This is a genomic window from Streptomyces sp. So13.3 (assembly GCF_005860785.2).
GTDB classification, from domain to species: Bacteria; Actinomycetota; Actinomycetes; order Streptomycetales; family Streptomycetaceae; genus Actinacidiphila; species Actinacidiphila fildesensis.
The window spans coordinates 5397578-5416560 of the sequence record NZ_CP048835.1; the positions used below are offsets into that span (position 1 = coordinate 5397578).

Sequence of the window (18983 nt, forward strand, 5' to 3'; positions counted from 1 at the left end):
TACCGTCACCCGTCACAACGCCGTCAGAGGACTGTCTGGTTCCCTTCGAAGGATTCACGATTGGCCACAGCGGCCGAAACCACCGTGGAAAACCCTGTGACGGGAGCCGTCGGAACACGGGATCATAGGACGCATGTCCGGTCCCCTTGTCATTCGCGGCTCCGTCTCCGTCCCGGAGGCCGAGCTCCTGTGGCGTTTCTCCAGGTCGTCGGGGCCGGGCGGGCAGCATGTGAACACCAGTGACAGCCAGGTCGAGCTGCGCTTCGACCTCGCCGGTACGGAATCCCTGCCGCCGGTCTGGAAGGACCGGGCGCTGGAGCGCCTCGCGGGCAAGCTCGTCTCCGGCGTTCTGACGGTCAAGGCCTCCGAGCACCGCTCGCAGTGGCGCAACCGGGAGACGGCGCTCGCCCGGCTGGCGTCGGTGCTGGCGACGGCCACCGCCCCGCCGCCGAAGCCGCGCCGTCCGACGAAGATCCCGCGCGGGATCAACGAGCGCCGGCTGCGGCACAAGAAGCAGCGCGGCGAGACCAAGCGCGGCCGCGATCAGCGTTCCTGGGACTGACGCCGGGACTTTCGCAACACGCCCTAGCCGAGCTGCCGGTAGCGGCCCTTGAAGTAGACGAGCGGTGAGCCGTCGGCGCTCGGCGTCTGCGCGGCGAGCACCCGTCCGATGACGAGGGTGTGGTCCCCGGCCGTGACCCGTTGTTCCGTCTCGCACTCCAGCACCGAGAGCGCCCCGCCGAGTATCGGCGCCCCGGATCGGGCGCCGCGGTAGTAGGCGACGTCCTCGAAGAGCAGCCGGTCGCTGATCCGCCCGCGCATCGCGAAGCGCCCCGCGATGTGCCGCTGGCTCTCGCTGAGCACGGACGCCGCCCACAGCGGCTGCCGCTCCAGCAGATCGTCCATTCGCGAGTCCGCCCGAACGCTCACCAGTACCATCGGCGGTTCGAGCGAGACGGACAGGAACGCGGTGGCCGTCATGCCGACGTCCTCGCCCCTGGGCCCGTCCTCCGGGTCATGAGCGGTGACGAGAACGACGCCGGCCGCGAGGCGGGCCATCGCGGCGCGGAAGTCGTCGGGGTGGGCCATGATCCCAGGATGGGGGACAGCGGTTGTCTGCAGCACACCAAGGACGGTACGTCCCCGTTCTGGCCCCGCGCATCGGGCTTCAGGACCAGGACCGGTCCGGGCCCGGCTTAGGCCGGTACTAGCCGGGTCCTAGGCCCAAAGCCATACGCTCCGTGGTCAAGCCCGGACAAACTCCTGTGACTTGAGTCACAAGGGGCAGGAATTGTTGACCCTGTGTACCGGCCGAACTGCTCGCTGTGATTCAGTTGCCGTGGCAATCGGACGACAAGAAATCCCAGGAGTTGCTGTCGAGGGCTCGGAGAGAGGCATGGACACCGAGTCGGAGCCGTATGTCCGTCTCGCGACCCTGCGTCAGCTGCACCAGGTCGTAGCAGACCTCAATACGGCACGAAGTCTCGCCGACACCCTGCAGGCCGTGGCCGACGGGGTGGTCAACGGGCTGGGCTATGAACTCTGCGCCGTGAACCTGGTGCGCCCGGACGGCGACCTGGTCGTCGCCGCCTTCGCCGGAAGTGCCGCCGCCGAGTCACTGCTCGCCGGCCGCGTCGGATCCCGCGCCTCGTGGGAGCGCCGGCTGAACATGGGTGAGCGCTGGGGGATGTTGCGGTTCATACCGCACACCGAGGGCTGGGTCCTGGTCGACGACGACGTCCCGCAGTGGCACACCGACGGCCCGCCGCCCCGCTTCCCGGACGAGTGGCACCCCAACGACCGGCTCTACGCCCCGATGTACGCCTCCGCGAACATCGGCGGGGAGCTGATCGGCGTCATCTCCGTCGACAAGCCCACCAACGGCCGGCACCCGGGACCGTGGGGGTGCGAGGCGCTCCAGATGTACGCCTTCCAGGCCGCCATCGCCATCAGCAACGCCCGGCTGCGGGCCAACATGCAGCGGGCGCTGGTCCGGCTGGAGCGCGACCAGCAGGCGCTGCGCGCCAGCGAGGAGAGCTTCCGGCAGGCGTTCGAGTACGCGCCCAGCGGTATGGCCATCGCCGAGATGGGCGGCGACCAGCACGGCAAGCTGCTGCGTGCCAACGACGCGCTGTGCCGGCTGCTGGGCCGGCCCGCCTCCGTGATGCGCCGTTACTCGTTCTCCGACCTCGTCCACCCCGAGGACGTCGGCCTGCTGCTGCGGACCTCCGCCGAGGGCGGCCGGGCCGAGCTGCGTCTGGCCCGCCGCGACGGCACCTATGTGTGGGTCTCGCTGCGCAACTCCGTCGTCGCGGACACGGCGGACGGCCCGCGCTTCCTGCTGACCCACGTCGAGGACATCGAGGAGCGCAAGGGTCGCGAGATGCAGCTCGCCCACCGCGCCAGCCACGACTCGCTGACCGGGCTGCCGAACAGCGCTGAGCTGCGCGCCCGGCTCTCCAGCCGGCTCTGTCAACGGCCGGACGACGCGGTGTCCGACGCCGCACCCGACGAGTTCGCGTTCAGCTACGGCTTCGGCCCCGACGAGATGGCCAGCCCCATGGGGGCGGTCAGCGGCTACGACCTGCACACCCACACCATCGCGCCGGACGAGAGCGTGGACTCGGGCAGCAAGGGGCTGGCCGTGCTCTTCTGCGACCTGGACGGCTTCAAGTCGATCAACGACCGGTTCGGTCACCACACGGGCGACGCCGTTCTGATCGAGGTCGCCCGCCGGCTGGCGAGCGTGGTCCGTGACGGCGACACCGTGGCCCGGCTCGGCGGCGACGAGTTCGTGGTCCTCGCCGACGGTCTGGGCCCGGCCGACGCGCAGGACCTCTCGGTGCGGCTGCGCAACGCGATCATCCCGCCCATCCGGGTCGACGGCCGGGCGGTACGCGTCGGTGCCAGCTTCGGCATCGGCTGGGCCGGCTGCGGTATGACCGCCGACGAGATCCTGCACTCCGCGGACCAGCGCATGTACATCGAGAAGCGCTCCCGCTCGCGCAACCACCGCCGCGCGGGCTGACCGCCGGGGCCGCGCGGGCTGACCGCCGGGTCGGGGCGAGGCCGGTCCGCAGGTCCGCAGGGGTGGGATCGGACGGCCCCCCTGTGATCGGGTCGTGACCCCCTGAGTCCACTGAGGGGCGATATCGGGGCGGAACGGGACCAATGCGGGACCACAACGGGACCAATGCCGGGTTCAAGGGGGTTCCCTCCACCTTGCGGAGTACCCGAGATCGATCTGGCGGTTGACCCCGGACCGCCATTCCCCTGCATACGCTGGGTAATGTGCAGCGCCTCTACTCCTTCCTCCGCAGACACCCGACATGGGTCGACAGCTTCTGGGCTCTCGTCCTGCTCGGGTTCAGCGCGCTGTGGGTGATGGAGAACAGCCAGGCATCGCAGTTCTCCCGGCTGGCCGCGATCCCGATCGCGTTCGGGCTGAGCGCCGTCGTCGCGCTGCGCCGCCGGTCGCCGGAGAACACGCTGCTGCTGGTCATCGCCCTCGGGATCGCCCAGCTCCTGCTGGACGTCCGGGTCAATCCCGGCGACTTCGCGATGCTGGTCGCCGTCTACACCGCCGCTGCCAACGGCGCCCGCTGGTCCTCGCGGCTCGCCCTCGTCGGCGGTCTGAGCGCCTCGCCGATCTCGACCCTGCGCTGGCCGGAGGACAACCCGTACTCCAGCACCTGGGTCGGCATCGCCCAGGTGATCTTCGTGTCCGTCCCCTTCGCGCTCGCCTGGGTCATCGGCGACAGCCTCCGCACCCGCCGCGCCTACTACCTACAGCTGGAGGAGCGCGCCGCCCGGCTCCAGCGGGAGCGCGAGGCGCAGTCCAAGGCCGCGGTCGCCGCCGAGCGGGCCCGTATCGCCCGTGAGTTGCACGACGTGGTGGCGCACAACGTGTCGGTGATGGTGGTGCAGGCGGACGGCGCCGCCTATGTGCTGGACGCGTCGCCCGAGCAGGCCAAGCAGGCGCTGTCGACGATCTCCAGCACCGGCCGCCAGGCGCTCGCCGAGATGCGCCGGCTGCTCGGTCTGCTGCGGGCGGGCGACGACAGCGGCGGCGAGTACGTGCCGCAGCCCGGTGTCGACCAGCTCGCCGAGCTCGTCGAGCAGGTGCGCGGCGCCGGCCTGCCGGTCCGCTTCGAGGTGACCGGCGAGGCCCGTCCGCTCTCCAGCGGCGTGGAGCTGACCGCGTACCGCATCGTCCAGGAGGCACTGACCAACACCCGCAAGCACGGCGGCATCGACGCGACCGCCACCGTCCAGCTCGTCTTCGCGGACGCCGAACTGGACCTGCTCATCGAGGACGACGGGCGGGGCTCCCAGCACGAGCTGTACGAGGACGGCGGTCAGGACGGCCTCGGGCAGGGCCTGATCGGGATGCGCGAGCGCATCGCCATGATCGGCGGCACGCTGGAGGCCGGGCCACGGCCCGGCGGCGGCTTCCGGATCAGCGCCGTGCTGCCCCTCAAGACGGGACGCTGACGCCCCCGGCGCCCCCCGCCGTCCCGCCCCGCCGGGTCATCCCCGCCGACCCCCAGAAGCCGATTTCCAGCAGAAGAGGACCAGAACACGATGGCGATCCGCGTAATGCTCGTCGACGACCAGGTGCTGTTGCGCACCGGTTTCCGCATGGTGCTGCAGGCCCAGCCCGACATGGAGGTCGTCGCGGAGGCGGGCGACGGCGCGGAGGCGATCGAGGTGCTGCGCTCCACCAAGGTGGACGTGGTGCTGATGGACGTCCGCATGCCGCGCCTCGACGGCGTCGAGGCGACCCGCCAGATCTGCGGCGGCCCGGACCGCAAGCCGGACGACGGCGGCCCGCGGGTGCTCATCCTCACCACCTTCGACCTGGACGAGTACGCCTTCTCGGCGCTCAAGGCGGGCGCCAGCGGCTTCATGCTCAAGGACGTCCCGCCGGACGAGCTGCTGGGCGCGATCCGTTCCGTGCACAGCGGGGACGCGGTCGTCGCCCCGAGCACCACCCGCCGCCTGCTGGACCGCTTCACGCCGATGCTGCCCAGCTCCGGCGCCCCGGACAACACGGCGGTGAACCGGCTGACCGAGCGCGAGCGCGAGGTGCTGTTGCTCGTCGCCCAGGGGCTGTCGAACGGTGAGATCGCGCGGAAGCTGGTGCTGTCCGAGGCGACGGTGAAGACCCACGTCGGCCGGATCCTCACCAAGCTCGACCTGCGCGACCGCGTCCAGGCGGTGGTACTGGCCTACGAGACGGGCCTGGTACGCGCCGGCACCGGCGGCCACTAGGCTCCGGCTCCAGGCTTCAGAGTTCGCTTTTCATCGAACAGTTGGCGAGGGGTGGCTGTCATGCGTGCAATCGAATTCGGAGAGTTCGGCGGACCCGAGGTCCTGCGGGTGACCGAGGTTCCGGTGCCGGAGCCAGGACCCGGTGAGGTGACCGTCGACGTGGCCTACGTCGGGGTGAACTTCGCCGACACCAAGGCCCGTGCCGACGGGTACCGGGTGCCGGCGCTGCCGTTCCGTCCCGGTCTCGAGGTGTCCGGCCGGATCCGTGCCGTCGGCGCCGGCGTCGAAGGTCTGGCCGTCGGGCAGCAGGTCGCCGCCCTGACGCCGCACAGCGGCTACGCGGAGGTCGTCACGGCCCCCGCCGTCACCGTCTTCGCGCTGCCCGGTGGCGTGTCCCTGCGGGTCGGTGCCTCCCTGCCGACCGTTCTGCCGACCGTTCAGGGCCTGGTGCACGAGGTCGGCCGGCTGCGCGCCGGAGAGACCGTACTGGTCCAGGGCGCGGCCGGCGGGGTCGGCACGGTCGCCGGGCAGGTGGCCCGGCTCGGTGGGGCGGGTGCCGTCTACGGGGTCGTGTCGCGGCCGGAGAAGGTCGCGGAAGCGCTCAAGTACGGCTACGACGAGGTGTTCGTCGGCGACGACTTCGCCGCGGAGGTCCGGCGGGCCACCGGCGGCCGTGGCGTCGATCTCGCGCTCGACCCGGTCGGCGGCGACACACTCCGCCGCAGCCTGGACTCCCTCGCGCTGTTCGGCCGGCTCGTCTCCTTCGGCAATGCCGGCGGCGGCGCCCCCTGGCAGCTCGGCCAGCCCGAGCTGTACCCGCGCGGCCTGTCGGTGGCCGGTTTCTCGATCCTCACCATCGCCGAGAACGAGCCGGAGCGGCTGCGCGCGATCGCCGACAGGTCGTTCCAGCTCGTCGCCGGCGGCAAGGTCGAGCTGCCGGTCACCGCCGAATTCCCGCTGGAGGAGGCCGCCGAGGCACACCGCCTCATGGACACCCGCACCACCACCGGCAAGCTGCTACTGCGCGTCGCGGGGGAGTGACGCGGGAGGTGCGGCGCGTTCGCTCCCGGGCCCGGTTCAGTCCTGCTGCAGGCGCTCCACGAACGCCCGCACCGCCTCCGCGACATCGTCGACCGTCCACTCCAGCGCCGACGCGGCAACCGTCACCTCGGTCACCGCCATACCCGGCACCTCGCTGTCGAACCACTTGCCGAACACGACGGACTTCGTCTCCAGCGCCTGTCGCAGCCCGGCCGCGTCCAGGACCGAGGCCGGGTACGGCAGCCACACCTGGAACTGGTGGGTGAAGGGCACCGGGGGGTTGATCCGGAAGAACGGCACCGCGCCCTCGAGGCCGTCCCGGAGCCCCTCCACGACGTTCTTGGCGTGCGCCACGTACGAGGGCAGGCGCGGCAGTTCGGTGTCCAGCCCTGCCAGCGCGGCGAGCACCGTCGGGAACTGCTGGAAGGGCAGCCCGCCGTACCGGTGGCGCCAGGCCTTCGCCTCCGCGATCAGTTCGGCCGGGCCGGCGAGCACCGCGCCCGCGATGCCGTCGAGCGACTTGTAGAACGACACATAGACGCTGTCCGCGAGGTCCGCGATCTCCGCCAGGGAGTGCCCGAAGTGCGGCGGGCACTCCCACAGCCGGGCGCCGTCGAAGTGCACCACGGCGTCCCGGTCGCGGGCGGCGGCCACCGTCGCGGTCAGCTCCTCCCAGGTGGGCAGCTGGAAGCCGGCGTCGCGCAGCGGCAGCTCCAGCATCAGCGTGCCGAACGGTTCGTCGAGGTTCCGGATCTCCTCCGCGGTCGGCATCCGGGGCGCGGTCGTCGGATGGACGGTGCGCAGCCCGCTCACCACCGAGAGGGCGTCGCGCTCATGCACCTCGGGATGGGCCAGCGGGTGCAGGGCGACCGCCGGGTTGCCCGTCCGGCCCGCCCAGCAGCGCAGGGCCACCTGCTGCGCCATCGTGCCGGTCGGGAAGAACGCCGCGGCCGCCATGCCCAGCAGCTCCGCCACCCGCTGCTCCAGCGTGGCGACGACGCCGTCGCCGTACATGTCCAGCGGAAGGTCCAGGTCGTACGCGGCCGCGCTCTCGGCCACCAGACGCTCCAGCCGTTCGCGCATCAGCGGCCGCTTGCCGCCGGACAGCACCCGGTCGCACGCCCGTACAGCCGCCAGTCGCGCTGCCTTCTCGTCGTCGATCGCATTGCCCATGGCACCGATCCTGCCCCACGGGCCCCCCTTCTGCCGAGGGGGATTTCCCGGCTGCCCGGTGTCCGTCCGGTGGACCCCCGGGGAGGCCGGGAAGCATTCGCGTAGCATTGACGAGAACGTCCGGTACCGCTCAGGACTGGAACGGAAGGCCAGCGCAGCGTGAACGCATCGCATACCCCGGGCCCCATGCCCTCCGAAGCGGAGGCGCGCCCCGCCCGTCTCACCGTCGGCGTCGTCGGCGCGGGCCGGGTCGGACCGGCGCTCGCCGCCGCCCTCAAGCTCGCGGGTCACCGGCCGGTGGCCGCGTCAGGGGTCTCCGACCTCTCACGGCGCCGCGCGGCGACCCTGCTGCCCGACGTGCCGCTGGTCGAGCCCAAAGAGGTGCTCGCCCGCGCGGACCTCGTCCTGCTGACGGTCCCCGACGACGCGCTGCCCGGCCTGGTGGCCGGCCTCGCCGAGACCTGCGCCGTACGCCCCGGCCAGCTGATCGTGCACACCTCGGGCCGGTACGGCACGGGCGTCCTCGAACCGGCGCTGCGGGCCGGCGCCCTACCGCTCGCGCTGCACCCCGCGATGACCTTCACCGGGACCGCGGTGGACGTGCAGCGGCTGGCCGGCTGCTCCTTCGGCGTCACCGCCCCCGAGCAGCTGCGGATGGCCGCCGAGGCCCTCGTCATCGAGATGGGCGGCGAGCCCGAGTGGATCGACGAGGCGGCCCGCCCGCTCTACCACGCGGGTCTCGCGATCGGTGCGAACCACCTGGTCACCCTGGTCGCCCAGTCCATGGAGCTGCTGCGCGCGGCGGGCGTCGAGGAGCCGGGCCGGATGCTCGGCCCGCTGCTCGGCGCCGCACTCGACAACGCCCTGCGCGCCGGCGACGGCGCCCTCACCGGCCCGGTCGCGCGCGGCGACGCGGGCACGGTCACCGCCCACCTGGCGGAGCTGCGCAAGCACTCCCCGCAGGCCGTCGCCTCCTATCTGGCGATGGCGCGGGCCACCGCGGACCGCGCGATCGCCAACGGAATGCTCAAGCCGGAATTCGCCGAGGCACTGCTCGAAGTCCTCGCGGACGGGGGACCCCGATGACCACGCACCTGCTGGAGACGGCCGCGGAACTGCGCGCGGCCGCCCGGGACGGCCGCACGCGCGCCGTGGTGATGACGATGGGCGCGCTGCACGAGGGGCACGCGACGCTCGTCCGTACCGTGCGGGAGCACGTGGGGGCGGACGGCGAGGTCGTCGTCACCGTCTTCGTCAATCCGCTGCAGTTCGGCCCCGGCGAGGACCTGGACCGCTATCCGCGCACCCTGGACGCCGATGTGAAGATCGCGGCCGAGGCCGGCGCGGACATCGTCTTCGCGCCCGCGGCCGATGAGGTCTACCCGGGCGGCGCACCGCAGGTGCGGATCACGGCCGGTCCGATGGGGGAGCGCTACGAGGGCGCCTCCCGCCCCGGCCACTTCGACGGCATGCTCACCGTCGTCGCGAAGCTGCTCCACCTCACCGCCCCGGCCGTCGCGTTCTTCGGGCAGAAGGACGCCCAGCAGCTCGCGCTCATCCGCCGGATGGCGACGGACCTCAACTTCCCGGCGGAGATCGTCGGCGTCCCCACGGTCCGCGAGAGCGACGGGCTGGCGCTGTCCAGCCGCAACCGCTACCTCTCGGACGCCGACCGCCCGGCGGCCCTCGCCCTGTCGCGCGCGCTGTTCGCCGGCCGGGACGCGGTCCAGGCGGGCCCCGACGCCGTACGAGCGGCGGCGCGCACCGTACTGGAGCAGACGGGGGACGGCGGCCCGGCCGTCGACTACCTGGCCCTCGTCGACCCCTCGGACTTCACCGAGGCGCCGCCCGGCCACACCGGACCGGCGATCCTCGCCGTCGCCGCGAAGGTCGGCACGACCCGTCTGATCGACAACATCCCCCTGGAATTCGGAGCCGCCCGATGAACGGAACCGGCATACGGTTGCACGCCCCCGCCCCCGGCTGGGCGATCGCCGCCGACGTGATCGTCGTCGGGTCCGGCGTCGCCGGCCTGACGACCGCGCTGCGCTGCGCCGCCGCCGGGGCGAAGGTCGTCGTCGTGACGAAGGCGCAGATGGACAACGGCTCCACGCGCTGGGCCCAGGGCGGCATCGCGGCCGCGCTCGGTGAGGGCGACACCCCGGAACAGCACCTGGACGACACCCTGGTCGCGGGCGCCGGGCTGTGCGACGAGCCCGCCGTGCGGGCGCTGGTCACCGAGGGCCCGGACGCGGTGCGCCGGCTCATCTCCACCGGCGCGCAGTTCGACACGTCCGACGAGACCGGCGAGATCCTGCTGACCCGCGAGGGCGGCCACCACCGCCGCCGGATCGCGCACGCGGGCGGCGACGCGACGGGCGCGGAGATCTCCCGCGCCCTCGTGGAGGCGGTCCGCGACGCCGGTATCGAGACCGTGGAGAACGCGCTCGTCCTGGACCTGCTCACCGACGAGGCGGGCCGCACCGCCGGTGTCACGCTGCACGTCATGGGCGAGGGCCAGCGCGACGGCGTCGGCGCGGTGCACGCCAAGGCCGTGGTGCTCGCGACCGGCGGCATGGGCCAGGTGTTCTCCGCGACGACCAACCCGGCCGTCTCGACCGGCGACGGCGTGGCGCTCGCGCTGCGGGCCGGCGCCGAGGTCAGCGACCTGGAGTTCGTGCAGTTCCACCCGACCGTGCTGTGGCTGGGCCCGGACGCCGAGGGCCAGCAGCCGCTGGTGTCCGAGGCGGTCCGCGGCGAGGGCGCGTACCTGGTCGACGCCGAGGGCATCCGGTTCATGACCGGCCAGCACGAGCTGGCCGAGCTGGCGCCGCGCGACATCGTCGCCAAGGGCATCACGCGGCGGATGCAGGAGACCGGCGCCGAGCACATGTTCCTGGACGCCCGGCACTTCGGCGCGAAGATGTGGGCCGAGCGCTTCCCGACCATCCTCGCCGCCTGCCGTTCGCACGGCATCGACCCCGTCACCGAGCCGATCCCGGTCGCTCCTGCGGCCCACTACGCGAGCGGCGGCGTCCGGACGGACCTGCTGGGCCGGACGACCGTGCCGGGCCTGTACGCGTGCGGTGAGGTCGCCTGCACGGGTGTGCACGGCGCCAACCGGCTCGCCTCCAACTCGCTGCTGGAGGGCCTGGTCTTCTCCGAGCGCATCGCGGCCGACATCATCGCCGACCCGACCGTGCCGGGCGCCCCCGTAGTCCCCGCACCGGCCCGCACCCCGCTGCTCGCCTCCGAGGCCCGCTACGAGATCCAGCGGATCATGACGGCGGGCGCGGGCGTGCTGCGCAGCGCCGCCAGTCTGGCGGGCGCGGCCACCGCGCTGGAGCGGCTCCACACCGCCTCGGTCGAGGATCTGGAGCGCGACGGCAAGACCGCGGAGCCGTGCGTCGAGACGTGGGAGGCGTCCAACCTGAGCCTGGTGGCCCGGGTCCTGGTCGCGGCCGCCCGCCGCCGGGAGGAGACTCGTGGCTGCCACTGGCGCGAGGACCGGCCGGACCGGGACGATGCCCAGTGGCGCCGGCACCTCGTCGTCCGCCTGACGCCGAACGGGACGCTGGCCGTCCACACCACCGACACGGCGGACTTCCCGCCGGTGCGCAATGCAGAGGCACCGCTCGACAGCCTGCCGGTGACCGCAGAAACCCCGCGGGGGACGACCCGCGCAGCCCTCAAGGAGCCCTCGTGAGTACCCCGGACCGTCCTCAGCCCGTCCTTCTTCCGCTGCCGCAGTTCGGCCTGCCCGTCGGCCTGCCCGACGAGGGCTCGGGCGGCTGCGGTGACGCGTGCGGCTGCGGCGGCGAGGAGGAGCTGTACGAGCACGACCCGCTGCAGTGCGGTCTGGACGCCGATCTGGCGCAGCTGCTGGTCGACGCGGGCCTGGACCCCGTCCAGGTCGAGGACATCGCGCACATCGCGATCGAGGAGGACCTCGACCAGGGCGTCGACGTCACCACCGTCGCGACCGTCCCCGAGGACGCCTTCGCCACCGGTGACTTCACCGCCCGCGAGGCCGGCACCGTCGCGGGACTGCGGATCGCCGAGGCGGTCCTGTCGGTCGTCTGCACCGACGAGTTCGAGGTCGAGCGGCACGTCGAGGACGGCGACCGCGTCGAGCCCGGCCAGGTGGTGCTGACGGTCCGCACCCGCACCCGTGACCTGCTGACGGGCGAGCGCAGCGCGCTCAACCTGCTGTGCCGGCTGTCCGGTATCGCGACCGCGACCCGCGCCTGGTCGGACGTGCTGGAGGGCACCAAGGCGGAGGTCCGCGACACCCGCAAGACGACGCCGGGGCTGCGCGCCCTGGAGAAGTACGCGGTGCGCTGCGGCGGCGGCGTCAACCACCGGATGTCGCTGTCGGACGCGGCGCTGGTCAAGGACAACCACGTGATCGCGGCCGGCGGCGTCGCGCAGGCGTTCAAGCTGGTCCGCGACGAGTTCCCCGACCTGGCCATCGAGGTCGAGGTCGACACCATGGACCAGGTGCGCGAGGTCCTCGCGGCGGGCGCCGACCTGATCCTGCTCGACAACTTCACCCCCGAGCAGACCGCCGAGGCCGTCACGCACGTCGCCGGCCGCGCCGTCCTGGAGTCCTCGGGCCGGCTCTCCCTCGACACCGCCCGCGCCTACGCGGAGACCGGCGTCGACTACCTGGCGGTGGGCGCGCTGACGCACTCCTCGCCGATCCTGGACATCGGCCTCGACCTTCGCCCGGGAGTCTGAGACCCGCATGCTCCTCACCATCGACGTCGGCAACACGCACACCGTCCTGGGCCTCTTCGACGCGGAGGAGATCGTCGAGCACTGGCGGATCTCCACCGACTCGCGCCGTACCGCCGACGAGTGGGCGGTCCTGCTGCAGGGCCTGATGGGCATGCACCCGCTGCTGGGCATGGAGCTGGGTGACGGCATCGACGGCATCGCGATCTGCTCGACGGTGCCGGCGGTCCTGCACGAGCTGCGGGAGGTCACCCGGCGTTACTACGGGGACGTCCCGTCGGTCCTCGTCGAGCCGGGCATCAAGACGGGTGTGCCGATCCTGGTGGACCACCCGAAGGAGGTCGGCTCCGACCGGATCGTCAACTCCCTCGCGGCCATGCACCTGTACAACGGCCCGTGCATCGTCGTGGACTTCGGTACGGCGACGACCTTCGACGCGGTCTCCGTGCGCGGTGAGTACATGGGCGGCGCCATCGCCCCGGGCATCGAGATCTCGGTGGACGCCCTCGGGGTGCGCGGCGCGCAGCTGCGCAAGATCGAGCTGGCGCGCCCGCGCAGCGTCATCGGCAAGAACACCATCGAGGCGATGCAGTCCGGCATCCTGTACGGCTTCGCCGGCCAGGTCGACGGTGTCGCGGAGCGGATGGCCCGGGAACTCGCCGACGACCCGGACGACGTCACGGTGATCGCCACCGGCGGTCTCGCGCCGCTCGTCCTCGGCGAGGCGTCGATCATCGATGTGCACGAGCCGTGGCTGACGCTGATCGGGCTGCGCCTGGTCTACGAGCGGAACGTCTCGACGAGTTAGTCCCCCGGTTGGTCGGTGTCCCCAGATCCAGCCATGTCGTTACGGGAATTTTGTCCGTTTAGCACTTAAAGTCGTCTCATGCCCACGCCACACGGGTCCCGGGGCGGCATGGCGTTCAGCGCGGACGAACTGCGTGTGTTCCGGCGCGCCCTCGCAGCGGCCCTCCGACCCGCCACCACGACATCCGTCCCCGACGACCTCCAGGAGTACCTCCGGCTCGCCGAGGCCCTGGACGAAGCGGTCAGCGAGGGCGGGCGGCTCCGGACGTTCCTCCTCGCCGAGCTGGCCCGCTACCGCGAGGCCCTCCCGGGCAGCGCCGCCGGCTATCTCGCACGGCTGCGGGACGCCCTCGACACCGGCTACCTGCCGGGGCCCGACGACCTCGCGGCGCTGCGGCGGCTGCGCAGTCACCCCTGTGGCACGGTCGAGCACCGCCGCCGCACCGTGTTGCTGCGGCGCTGCGAGGACCTGGCCGAAAACGATCTACGAGCCCGCCTGGAGGCCCATATGCCCACGTCGCGCCGACGCTCCACGATCGCCGACCGCGGACGGCTGCTCTCGCTGCCCGGCGGCCGCACGGAATCGCCCGTGCCGGCTCTCCTGTTCGGCTCCGCGGCCGACCGGCCGGACACGTCGGGCAAGCCCGGGGAGAAGCCCGCACGGCCCTCCCAGGTGCCCGCTCCGGCCCCGGCGCCGTCCAGGGGCCCCGCGGCCCCCGACCCGGGCCGCCGGGTCCCCACGCCGGCCGAGGTGTTCCCGCCGGGACACCACCGCGCCACGCCCCCGGACGAGGAAGCCCGCTCGGCCTGACTACGCTGGACGGCATGGACTACGTATCCGCGCTCGTGCCGCCGTTCGTGATGGCGGTCTTCTTCATCGGCCTCGTCGTGACGATCATCAAGAACCAGGGCGGGGCCAACAAGGCCAAGGAGGACGCGGCGGTCGACGCCGCGTTCGCCAAGGCCGAGGCGGTCCAGCAGGCCGGAACCGACGAGGTTCGCTAAATAAGCGGCATTTCCGGCAAATGTCACTAGTATTCGAGAGTGCCCCGTCCATTGGGAGACCTCGAAGACGCAGTGATGACCAGGGTGTGGCAGTGGAATCGCCCGGTCACCGTTCGCGAAGTGCTCGAAGACCTGCAGCAGGACCGTTCCATCGCGTACACGACGGTCATGACCGTAATGGACAACCTGCACCAGAAGGGCTGGCTGCGCCGCGAGGCGGAAGGCCGCGCCTATCTCTATGAGGCGGTATCCACAAGAGCTGCTTACTCGGCCGCACTGATGAACGAGGCATGGGCGGCGAGCGACAACCCGGCCGCGGCCCTCGTGCACTTCTTCGGCATGATGTCGCCGGAACAGCGGGAAGCTCTCAGGGACGCAATGCGCGTAGTCCAGTCCGTGGACCCCTCTGCCCCTCCCGAGCCCGACGAACGATAGCGTCCGGCCATGCCCCTCGTATCAAATGACGTCACCATCCGCCGGGCCAGGACCAGTGATGTGCCGGCTGTCCGCAGCCTGCTGGACTCATATGTCCGTGACCGCATCCTGCTGGACAAGCCCACGGTGACTCTTTATGAGGACATCCAGGAGTTCTGGGTCGCCGAACGCGACGAGGACGCCGCCGTCGTGGCCTGCGGCGCACTTCATGTGATGTGGGAGGACCTGGCAGAGGTCCGCACGCTGGCGGTTCATCCGGGACAGCGTGGGAAGGGCGTCGGACATCAAGTCCTGGCCAAGCTCTTGCAGACCGCGCGCTGGCTCGGAGTCCGCAGGATTTTCTGTCTCACCTTCGAAGTCGACTTCTTCGCGAAGCACGGCTTCGTCGAGATCGGCGAGACGCCGGTGGACGGTGATGTCTTCGGCGAGCTGCTGCGTTCCAATGACGAGGGAGTGGCCGAGTTCCTCGACCTCGAGCGAGTGAAACCGAACACCTTGGGCAACAGCCGCATGCTGCTGCAACTCTGAGGGTCCCGGTATGTCCGGTACGCGCACGGGCATCTTGCTCAGCTTCGCGCAAGGGGTTTGTGTTTTTCCGTAAAAGGCGCTTTGCTTTTACCGTTAATCCGTTTTCGATGAAAGGGAAGCCGGTGGCACAGAAGGTTCAGGTCCTTCTTGTTGACGACCTCGACGGCGGCGAGGCGGATGAGACCGTCACGTTCGCACTCGATGGAGTGACGTACGAGATCGACCTCACCACTGCCAATGCGGACAAGCTGCGCGGGCTGCTCACCCCGTACCTGGACAGCGGTCGCAGGACCGGTGGACGGGTCGGCCGTGGCCGCGGTCCCAAGGTTGTGCGCGGCGGTTCGGCGAGCCAGGACACCGCGAAGATTCGTGCGTGGGCCAAGGACAAGGGCTATGAGGTCAATGACCGCGGCCGTGTTCCCGCGTCCATTCGCGAGGCGTACGAGAAGGAACACGGCTGATTCTCCAGCAGCCGGACCCGGTGGCAGGCCGTCGCGAGAGCGGAGACCAGCGCCACCAGGCCGATGGGTCCCCCCACACCATCGGTACCGGAGCGGCCCGTGAAGCACATCGCGGGCAACGTAGGTTCCACCTCGCAGCCCGGTTGGGGAGGCCGCAGCCAGACCGGCGCCGTCCGGTCGTAGGCGGCCTCCCGGCGTCCCCATTCGGGATGAGCCGGCGCCCGCATCAGATCGCCCGCACCCAGGGCGGTCAGATCGAGCGGGATTCCGCCCCATTCCAGCCATTCCAGCAGCCCGGGCAGTTCCTCCGCCGTACCCGCCGCCACCAGCAGCAGGACCCGCCGTCCGTCCAGCGCGACGGGCCCCAGTTCACCGGGCCGCGGGAAGCGTGTCAGTGCGGCGAAGCCCACCTTGGCGGGAACCTCCAGCGCGTCGAAGCGCGCACCGGTGACCAGGTGCGGAGGCGTCGTACCGGCGATCGGCCAACCCAGCTCGTGCTCGTACCAGCCCATGCAGTATGCAACTCCCGCGGAGCACAAGGGTTACGAGCGGTGGCGCTCCGGATACGCTCCGTGCCCGCCGAAGGTGCCAGGTGTGCGGCCGATGAGCGCAAGGTTGTTCGCCCGTAGCGCACCCGTTGGCCCCGCGCGGCATGGAATGTCGGTGCCGGCGGGTAAGAAAGTCCTAGTGGGACGGGACGACGGCCGCCGCGGATGGGCGCGCGTTCGCCATCGGCGTACTCGATAAAGGTCTATTCACCTGGCCTGCGGGAACATCGTCTCGCACCATCAGGTTGGAGCTGTTGTCGGCTGCGTGGGACTAAAGGGCCCAGGTGGGTGTCTACGGTTGAAGTGAGCTGCCCCGCTGTCGGGACTAGCATGCGGAAGGACAGGGAGGGGACCGCCCCCTAACTGCCCGACCGCTCTGAGGAGCGATTAACGATGTTCGAGAGGTTCACCGACCGCGCGCGGCGGGTTGTCGTCCTGGCTCAGGAAGAAGCCCGGATGCTCAACCACAACTACATCGGCACCGAGCACATCCTCCTGGGCCTGATCCACGAGGGTGAGGGTGTCGCCGCTAAGGCCCTGGAGAGCCTCGGGATTTCGCTCGAGGCGGTCCGCCAGCAGGTGGAGGAGATCATCGGTCAGGGCCAGCAGGCCCCGTCCGGGCACATCCCCTTCACCCCCCGTGCCAAGAAGGTCCTGGAGCTGTCGCTCCGCGAGGCCCTTCAGCTCGGACACAACTACATCGGGACCGAGCACATCCTGCTCGGCCTCATCCGCGAGGGCGAGGGCGTCGCCGCCCAGGTCCTCGTGAAGCTCGGCGCCGACCTGAACCGGGTCCGGCAGCAGGTCATCCAGCTGCTGTCCGGCTACTCCGGCGGCGGCAAGGAGTCGGCGGGCGCCGGCGGCCCGGCCGAGGGCACGCCCTCGACCTCGCTGGTCCTGGACCAGTTCGGCCGCAACCTGACGCAGGCCGCTCGGGAAACCAAGCTCGACCCGGTCATCGGGCGCGAGAAGGAGATCGAGCGGGTCATGCAGGTGCTGTCCCGCCGCACCAAGAACAACCCCGTCCTCATCGGCGAGCCCGGCGTCGGCAAGACCGCCGTCGTCGAGGGCCTCGCCCAGGCGATCGTCAAGGGTGAAGTTCCCGAGACGCTCAAGGACAAGCAGCTCTACACCCTGGACCTCGGCGCCCTCGTCGCCGGTTCCCGGTACCGCGGTGACTTCGAGGAGCGCCTGAAGAAGGTCCTCAAGGAGATCCGCACCCGCGGCGACATCATCCTGTTCATCGACGAGCTCCACACCCTGGTGGGTGCGGGTGCCGCCGAGGGCGCGATCGACGCCGCGAGCATCCTCAAGCCCATGCTGGCGCGAGGTGAGCTGCAGACCATCGGTGCCACGACGCTCGACGAGTACCGCAAGCACCTGGAGAAGGACGCGGCCCTTGAGCGCCGCTTCCAGCCCATCCAGGTCGCCGAGCCGTCGCTGCCCCACACCATCGAGATCCTCAAGGGTCTGCGCGACCGGTACGAGGCACACCACCGTGTGTCGATCACCGACGCCGCCCTGGTCGCCGCCGCCACCCTGGCCGACCGCTACATCTCGGACCGCTTCCTCCCGGACAAGGCGATCGACCTGATCGACGAAGCCGGCTCCCGGATGCGCATTCGCCGGATGACCGCACCGCCGGACCTCCGCGAATTCGACGAGAAGATCGCCGATGTGCGCCGTGAGAAGGAGTCCGCGATCGATTCGCAGGACTTCGAGAAGGCCGCCTCGCTCCGCGACAAGGAGAAGCAGCTCCTCGCCGCCAAGGGCAAGCGCGAGAAGGAGTGGAAGGCCGGCGACATGGACGTCGTCGCCGAGGTGGACGAGGAGCTGATCGCGGAGGTCCTGGCCACGGCCACCGGCATCCCGGTCTTCAAGCTCACCGAGGAGGAGTCCTCGCGCCTGCTGCGCATGGAGGACGAGCTCCACAAGCGCGTCATCGGCCAGAAGGACGCCATCAAGGCGCTCTCCCAGGCGATCCGGCGTACCCGTGCCGGCCTCAAGGACCCGAAGCGTCCCGGTGGCTCGTTCATCTTCGCCGGTCCGTCCGGTGTCGGTAAGACCGAGCTGTCCAAGACGCTCGCCGAGTTCCTCTTCGGCGACGAGGACGCGCTCATCCAGCTCGACATGTCGGAGTTCAGCGAGAAGCACACCGTCTCGCGGCTCTTCGGCTCGCCTCCCGGCTACGTCGGCTACGAAGAGGGCGGCCAGCTCACCGAGAAGGTGCGCCGCAAGCCGTTCTCCGTCGTGCTCTTCGACGAGGTCGAGAAGGCCCACCCCGACATCTTCAACTCCCTGTTGCAGATCCTGGAGGACGGTCGGCTGACCGACTCCCAGGGCCGGGTCGTGGACTTCAAGAACACGGTCATCATCATGACGACCAACCTCGGCACCCGGGACATCTCCAAGGGCTTCAACCTCGGCTTCGCGGCCACGGGTGACGCCAAGACCGGGTACGAGCGGATGAAGGCGAAGGTCGGCGAGGAGCTCAAGCAGCACTTCCGTCCCGAGTTCCTCAACCGTGTCGACGACATCGTGGTCTTCCACCAGCTGACGGAGGAAGACATCATGCAGATCGTCGACCTCATGGTCGCCAAGGTGGACGAGCGCCTCAAGGACCGCGACATGGGCCTGGAGCTCAGCGTCGAGGCCAAGAAGCTGCTCGGCAAGAAGGGCTACGACCCCGTCCTGGGCGCCCGGCCGCTGCGCCGGACGATCCAGCGGGAGATCGAGGACATCCTCTCCGAGAAGATCCTCTTCGGTGAGCTGCGCCCCGGTCACATCGTGGTCGTCGACACCGAGGGCGAGGGTGAGGAGAAGAAGTTCACCTTCCGCGGCGAGGAGAAGGTCACGGTCGCGGACACTCCGCCGATCGAGGCCGCGGGTTCCGGCGGAGCCGCGCCGAACCTGTCCAAGGACGCGTAACGCCTGCTGCTCGGCATTGCACGGCGCCGGCCCCGAAACCTTCTGG

General features: G+C 70.9%; 19 protein-coding genes. 16 read left to right on the plus strand and 3 right to left on the minus strand.

The genetic code is table 11. The annotated features are described in order from the left end of the window. The first annotated feature begins 133 nt into the window (after positions 1-133). Positions 134-562, plus strand: a complete 429-nt coding sequence (gene arfB / locus C8250_RS24355) for an alternative ribosome rescue aminoacyl-tRNA hydrolase ArfB (RefSeq protein ID WP_138354106.1) — start codon at positions 134-136, stop codon at positions 560-562. Between the two features lie 23 nt (positions 563-585). On the opposite strand, the gene C8250_RS24360 is transcribed toward arfB, so the two are convergent. Beyond that, positions 586-1089 (minus strand): flavin reductase family protein, encoded by a 504-nt coding sequence (locus C8250_RS24360; protein ID WP_138354107.1) that lies wholly within the window; start codon positions 1087-1089, stop codon positions 586-588. Between the two features lie 307 nt (positions 1090-1396). Between C8250_RS24360 and cdgB the strand changes: the two genes are divergently transcribed. The 4 genes from cdgB (at position 1397) to C8250_RS24380 (ending at position 6315) form a co-directional block, all read left to right on the plus strand. Continuing rightward, positions 1397-3028, plus strand: a complete 1632-nt coding sequence (cdgB, locus tag C8250_RS24365; protein WP_138354108.1) for a diguanylate cyclase CdgB — start codon at positions 1397-1399, stop codon at positions 3026-3028. Positions 3029-3291: 263 nt separating this feature from the next. Then, positions 3292-4494 (plus strand): sensor histidine kinase, encoded by a 1203-nt coding sequence (locus C8250_RS24370; protein WP_138354109.1) that lies wholly within the window; start codon positions 3292-3294, stop codon positions 4492-4494. 90 nt (positions 4495-4584) lie between these two features. After that, positions 4585-5274, plus strand: a complete 690-nt coding sequence (locus tag C8250_RS24375; RefSeq protein WP_138354110.1) for a response regulator transcription factor — start codon at positions 4585-4587, stop codon at positions 5272-5274. A 60-nt stretch (positions 5275-5334) separates the two neighbouring features. After that, positions 5335-6315, plus strand: coding sequence for a zinc-binding dehydrogenase (locus C8250_RS24380; RefSeq protein ID WP_138354111.1), 981 nt, complete (start codon positions 5335-5337; stop codon positions 6313-6315). Positions 6316-6351: 36 nt separating this feature from the next. Here C8250_RS24380 and C8250_RS24385 read toward each other — a convergent pair whose 3' ends face one another. Further along, on the minus strand, positions 6352-7488 hold the full coding sequence (locus C8250_RS24385; protein ID WP_138354112.1) for a beta-eliminating lyase-related protein: 1137 nt from the start codon (positions 7486-7488) through the stop codon (positions 6352-6354). A gap of 186 nt (positions 7489-7674) precedes the next feature. Here C8250_RS24385 and C8250_RS24390 point away from each other — a divergent pair, with 186 nt between their 5' ends. From C8250_RS24390 to C8250_RS24435, 10 genes are all read left to right on the plus strand, one after another. Beyond that, complete coding sequence (locus C8250_RS24390) at positions 7675-8574, plus strand: DUF2520 domain-containing protein (RefSeq protein ID WP_138354113.1); 900 nt, start codon at positions 7675-7677, stop codon at positions 8572-8574. After that, positions 8571-9434: a pantoate--beta-alanine ligase gene (gene panC, locus C8250_RS24395; RefSeq protein ID WP_138354114.1), complete on the plus strand. Its 864-nt coding sequence runs from the start codon at positions 8571-8573 to the stop codon at positions 9432-9434. Before C8250_RS24390 ends, panC begins: the two co-directional genes overlap by 4 nt. Beyond that, positions 9431-11194: an L-aspartate oxidase gene (locus C8250_RS24400; protein ID WP_138354115.1), complete on the plus strand. Its 1764-nt coding sequence runs from the start codon at positions 9431-9433 to the stop codon at positions 11192-11194. The genes panC and C8250_RS24400 overlap by 4 nt, the downstream gene beginning before the upstream one ends. Beyond that, positions 11191-12228, plus strand: coding sequence for a carboxylating nicotinate-nucleotide diphosphorylase (nadC, locus tag C8250_RS24405; RefSeq protein ID WP_138354116.1), 1038 nt, complete (start codon positions 11191-11193; stop codon positions 12226-12228). The genes C8250_RS24400 and nadC overlap by 4 nt, the downstream gene beginning before the upstream one ends. Before the next feature lie 7 nt (positions 12229-12235). After that, a complete protein-coding gene (locus C8250_RS24410; RefSeq protein WP_138354117.1) occupies positions 12236-13033 on the plus strand; it encodes a type III pantothenate kinase in 798 nt (265 codons plus the stop codon). Positions 13034-13111: 78 nt separating this feature from the next. Then, a complete protein-coding gene (locus C8250_RS24415) occupies positions 13112-13843 on the plus strand; it encodes a hypothetical protein (protein WP_232485412.1) in 732 nt (243 codons plus the stop codon). Positions 13844-13857: 14 nt separating this feature from the next. After that, positions 13858-14037 carry a hypothetical protein gene (locus C8250_RS24420; protein WP_138354118.1) on the plus strand — a complete coding sequence of 60 codons (180 nt, stop codon included), beginning with the start codon at positions 13858-13860 and terminating at the stop codon, positions 14035-14037. Between the two features lie 39 nt (positions 14038-14076). Next, the gene (locus tag C8250_RS24425; RefSeq protein WP_138354119.1) at positions 14077-14472 is read left to right on the plus strand and encodes a BlaI/MecI/CopY family transcriptional regulator; all 396 of its coding nucleotides are present in this window, start codon (positions 14077-14079) and stop codon (positions 14470-14472) included. A 9-nt stretch (positions 14473-14481) separates the two neighbouring features. Further along, positions 14482-15000 carry an amino-acid N-acetyltransferase gene (locus C8250_RS24430; RefSeq protein WP_138354120.1) on the plus strand — a complete coding sequence of 173 codons (519 nt, stop codon included), beginning with the start codon at positions 14482-14484 and terminating at the stop codon, positions 14998-15000. 122 nt (positions 15001-15122) lie between these two features. Further along, on the plus strand, positions 15123-15461 hold the full coding sequence (locus C8250_RS24435; RefSeq protein WP_138354121.1) for an Lsr2 family protein: 339 nt from the start codon (positions 15123-15125) through the stop codon (positions 15459-15461). Here C8250_RS24435 and C8250_RS24440 read toward each other — a convergent pair. Next, a complete protein-coding gene (locus tag C8250_RS24440) occupies positions 15392-15973 on the minus strand; it encodes an SCO3374 family protein (RefSeq protein ID WP_187144969.1) in 582 nt (193 codons plus the stop codon). The genes C8250_RS24435 and C8250_RS24440 overlap by 70 nt on opposite strands. 429 nt (positions 15974-16402) lie before the next feature. Here C8250_RS24440 and C8250_RS24445 point away from each other — a divergent pair, with 429 nt between their 5' ends. Then, positions 16403-18937 (plus strand): ATP-dependent Clp protease ATP-binding subunit, encoded by a 2535-nt coding sequence (locus C8250_RS24445; RefSeq protein WP_138354122.1) that lies wholly within the window; start codon positions 16403-16405, stop codon positions 18935-18937. Positions 18938-18983: the final 46 nt, after the last annotated feature.

Coding starts and splice junctions, on each gene's coding strand:
- C8250_RS24410 (WP_138354117.1), top strand. CDS start 12,236: ATGCTCCTCACCATCGACGTCGGCAACACGCACACCGTCCTGGGCCTC.
- C8250_RS24400 (WP_138354115.1), top strand. CDS start 9,431: ATGAACGGAACCGGCATACGGTTGCACGCCCCCGCCCCCGGCTGGGCG.
- C8250_RS24385 (WP_138354112.1), bottom strand. CDS start 7,488: ATGGGCAATGCGATCGACGACGAGAAGGCAGCGCGACTGGCGGCTGTA.
- C8250_RS24420 (WP_138354118.1), top strand. CDS start 13,858: ATGGACTACGTATCCGCGCTCGTGCCGCCGTTCGTGATGGCGGTCTTC.
- C8250_RS24390 (WP_138354113.1), top strand. CDS start 7,675: ATGCCCTCCGAAGCGGAGGCGCGCCCCGCCCGTCTCACCGTCGGCGTC.
- C8250_RS24380 (WP_138354111.1), top strand. CDS start 5,335: ATGCGTGCAATCGAATTCGGAGAGTTCGGCGGACCCGAGGTCCTGCGG.
- C8250_RS24430 (WP_138354120.1), top strand. CDS start 14,482: ATGCCCCTCGTATCAAATGACGTCACCATCCGCCGGGCCAGGACCAGT.
- C8250_RS24440 (WP_187144969.1), bottom strand. CDS start 15,973: ATGGGCTGGTACGAGCACGAGCTGGGTTGGCCGATCGCCGGTACGACG.
- C8250_RS24445 (WP_138354122.1), top strand. CDS start 16,403: ATGTTCGAGAGGTTCACCGACCGCGCGCGGCGGGTTGTCGTCCTGGCT.
- cdgB (WP_138354108.1), top strand. CDS start 1,397: ATGGACACCGAGTCGGAGCCGTATGTCCGTCTCGCGACCCTGCGTCAG.
- C8250_RS24375 (WP_138354110.1), top strand. CDS start 4,585: ATGGCGATCCGCGTAATGCTCGTCGACGACCAGGTGCTGTTGCGCACC.
- panC (WP_138354114.1), top strand. CDS start 8,571: ATGACCACGCACCTGCTGGAGACGGCCGCGGAACTGCGCGCGGCCGCC.
- C8250_RS24415 (WP_232485412.1), top strand. CDS start 13,112: ATGCCCACGCCACACGGGTCCCGGGGCGGCATGGCGTTCAGCGCGGAC.
- C8250_RS24360 (WP_138354107.1), bottom strand. CDS start 1,089: ATGGCCCACCCCGACGACTTCCGCGCCGCGATGGCCCGCCTCGCGGCC.
- arfB (WP_138354106.1), top strand. CDS start 134: ATGTCCGGTCCCCTTGTCATTCGCGGCTCCGTCTCCGTCCCGGAGGCC.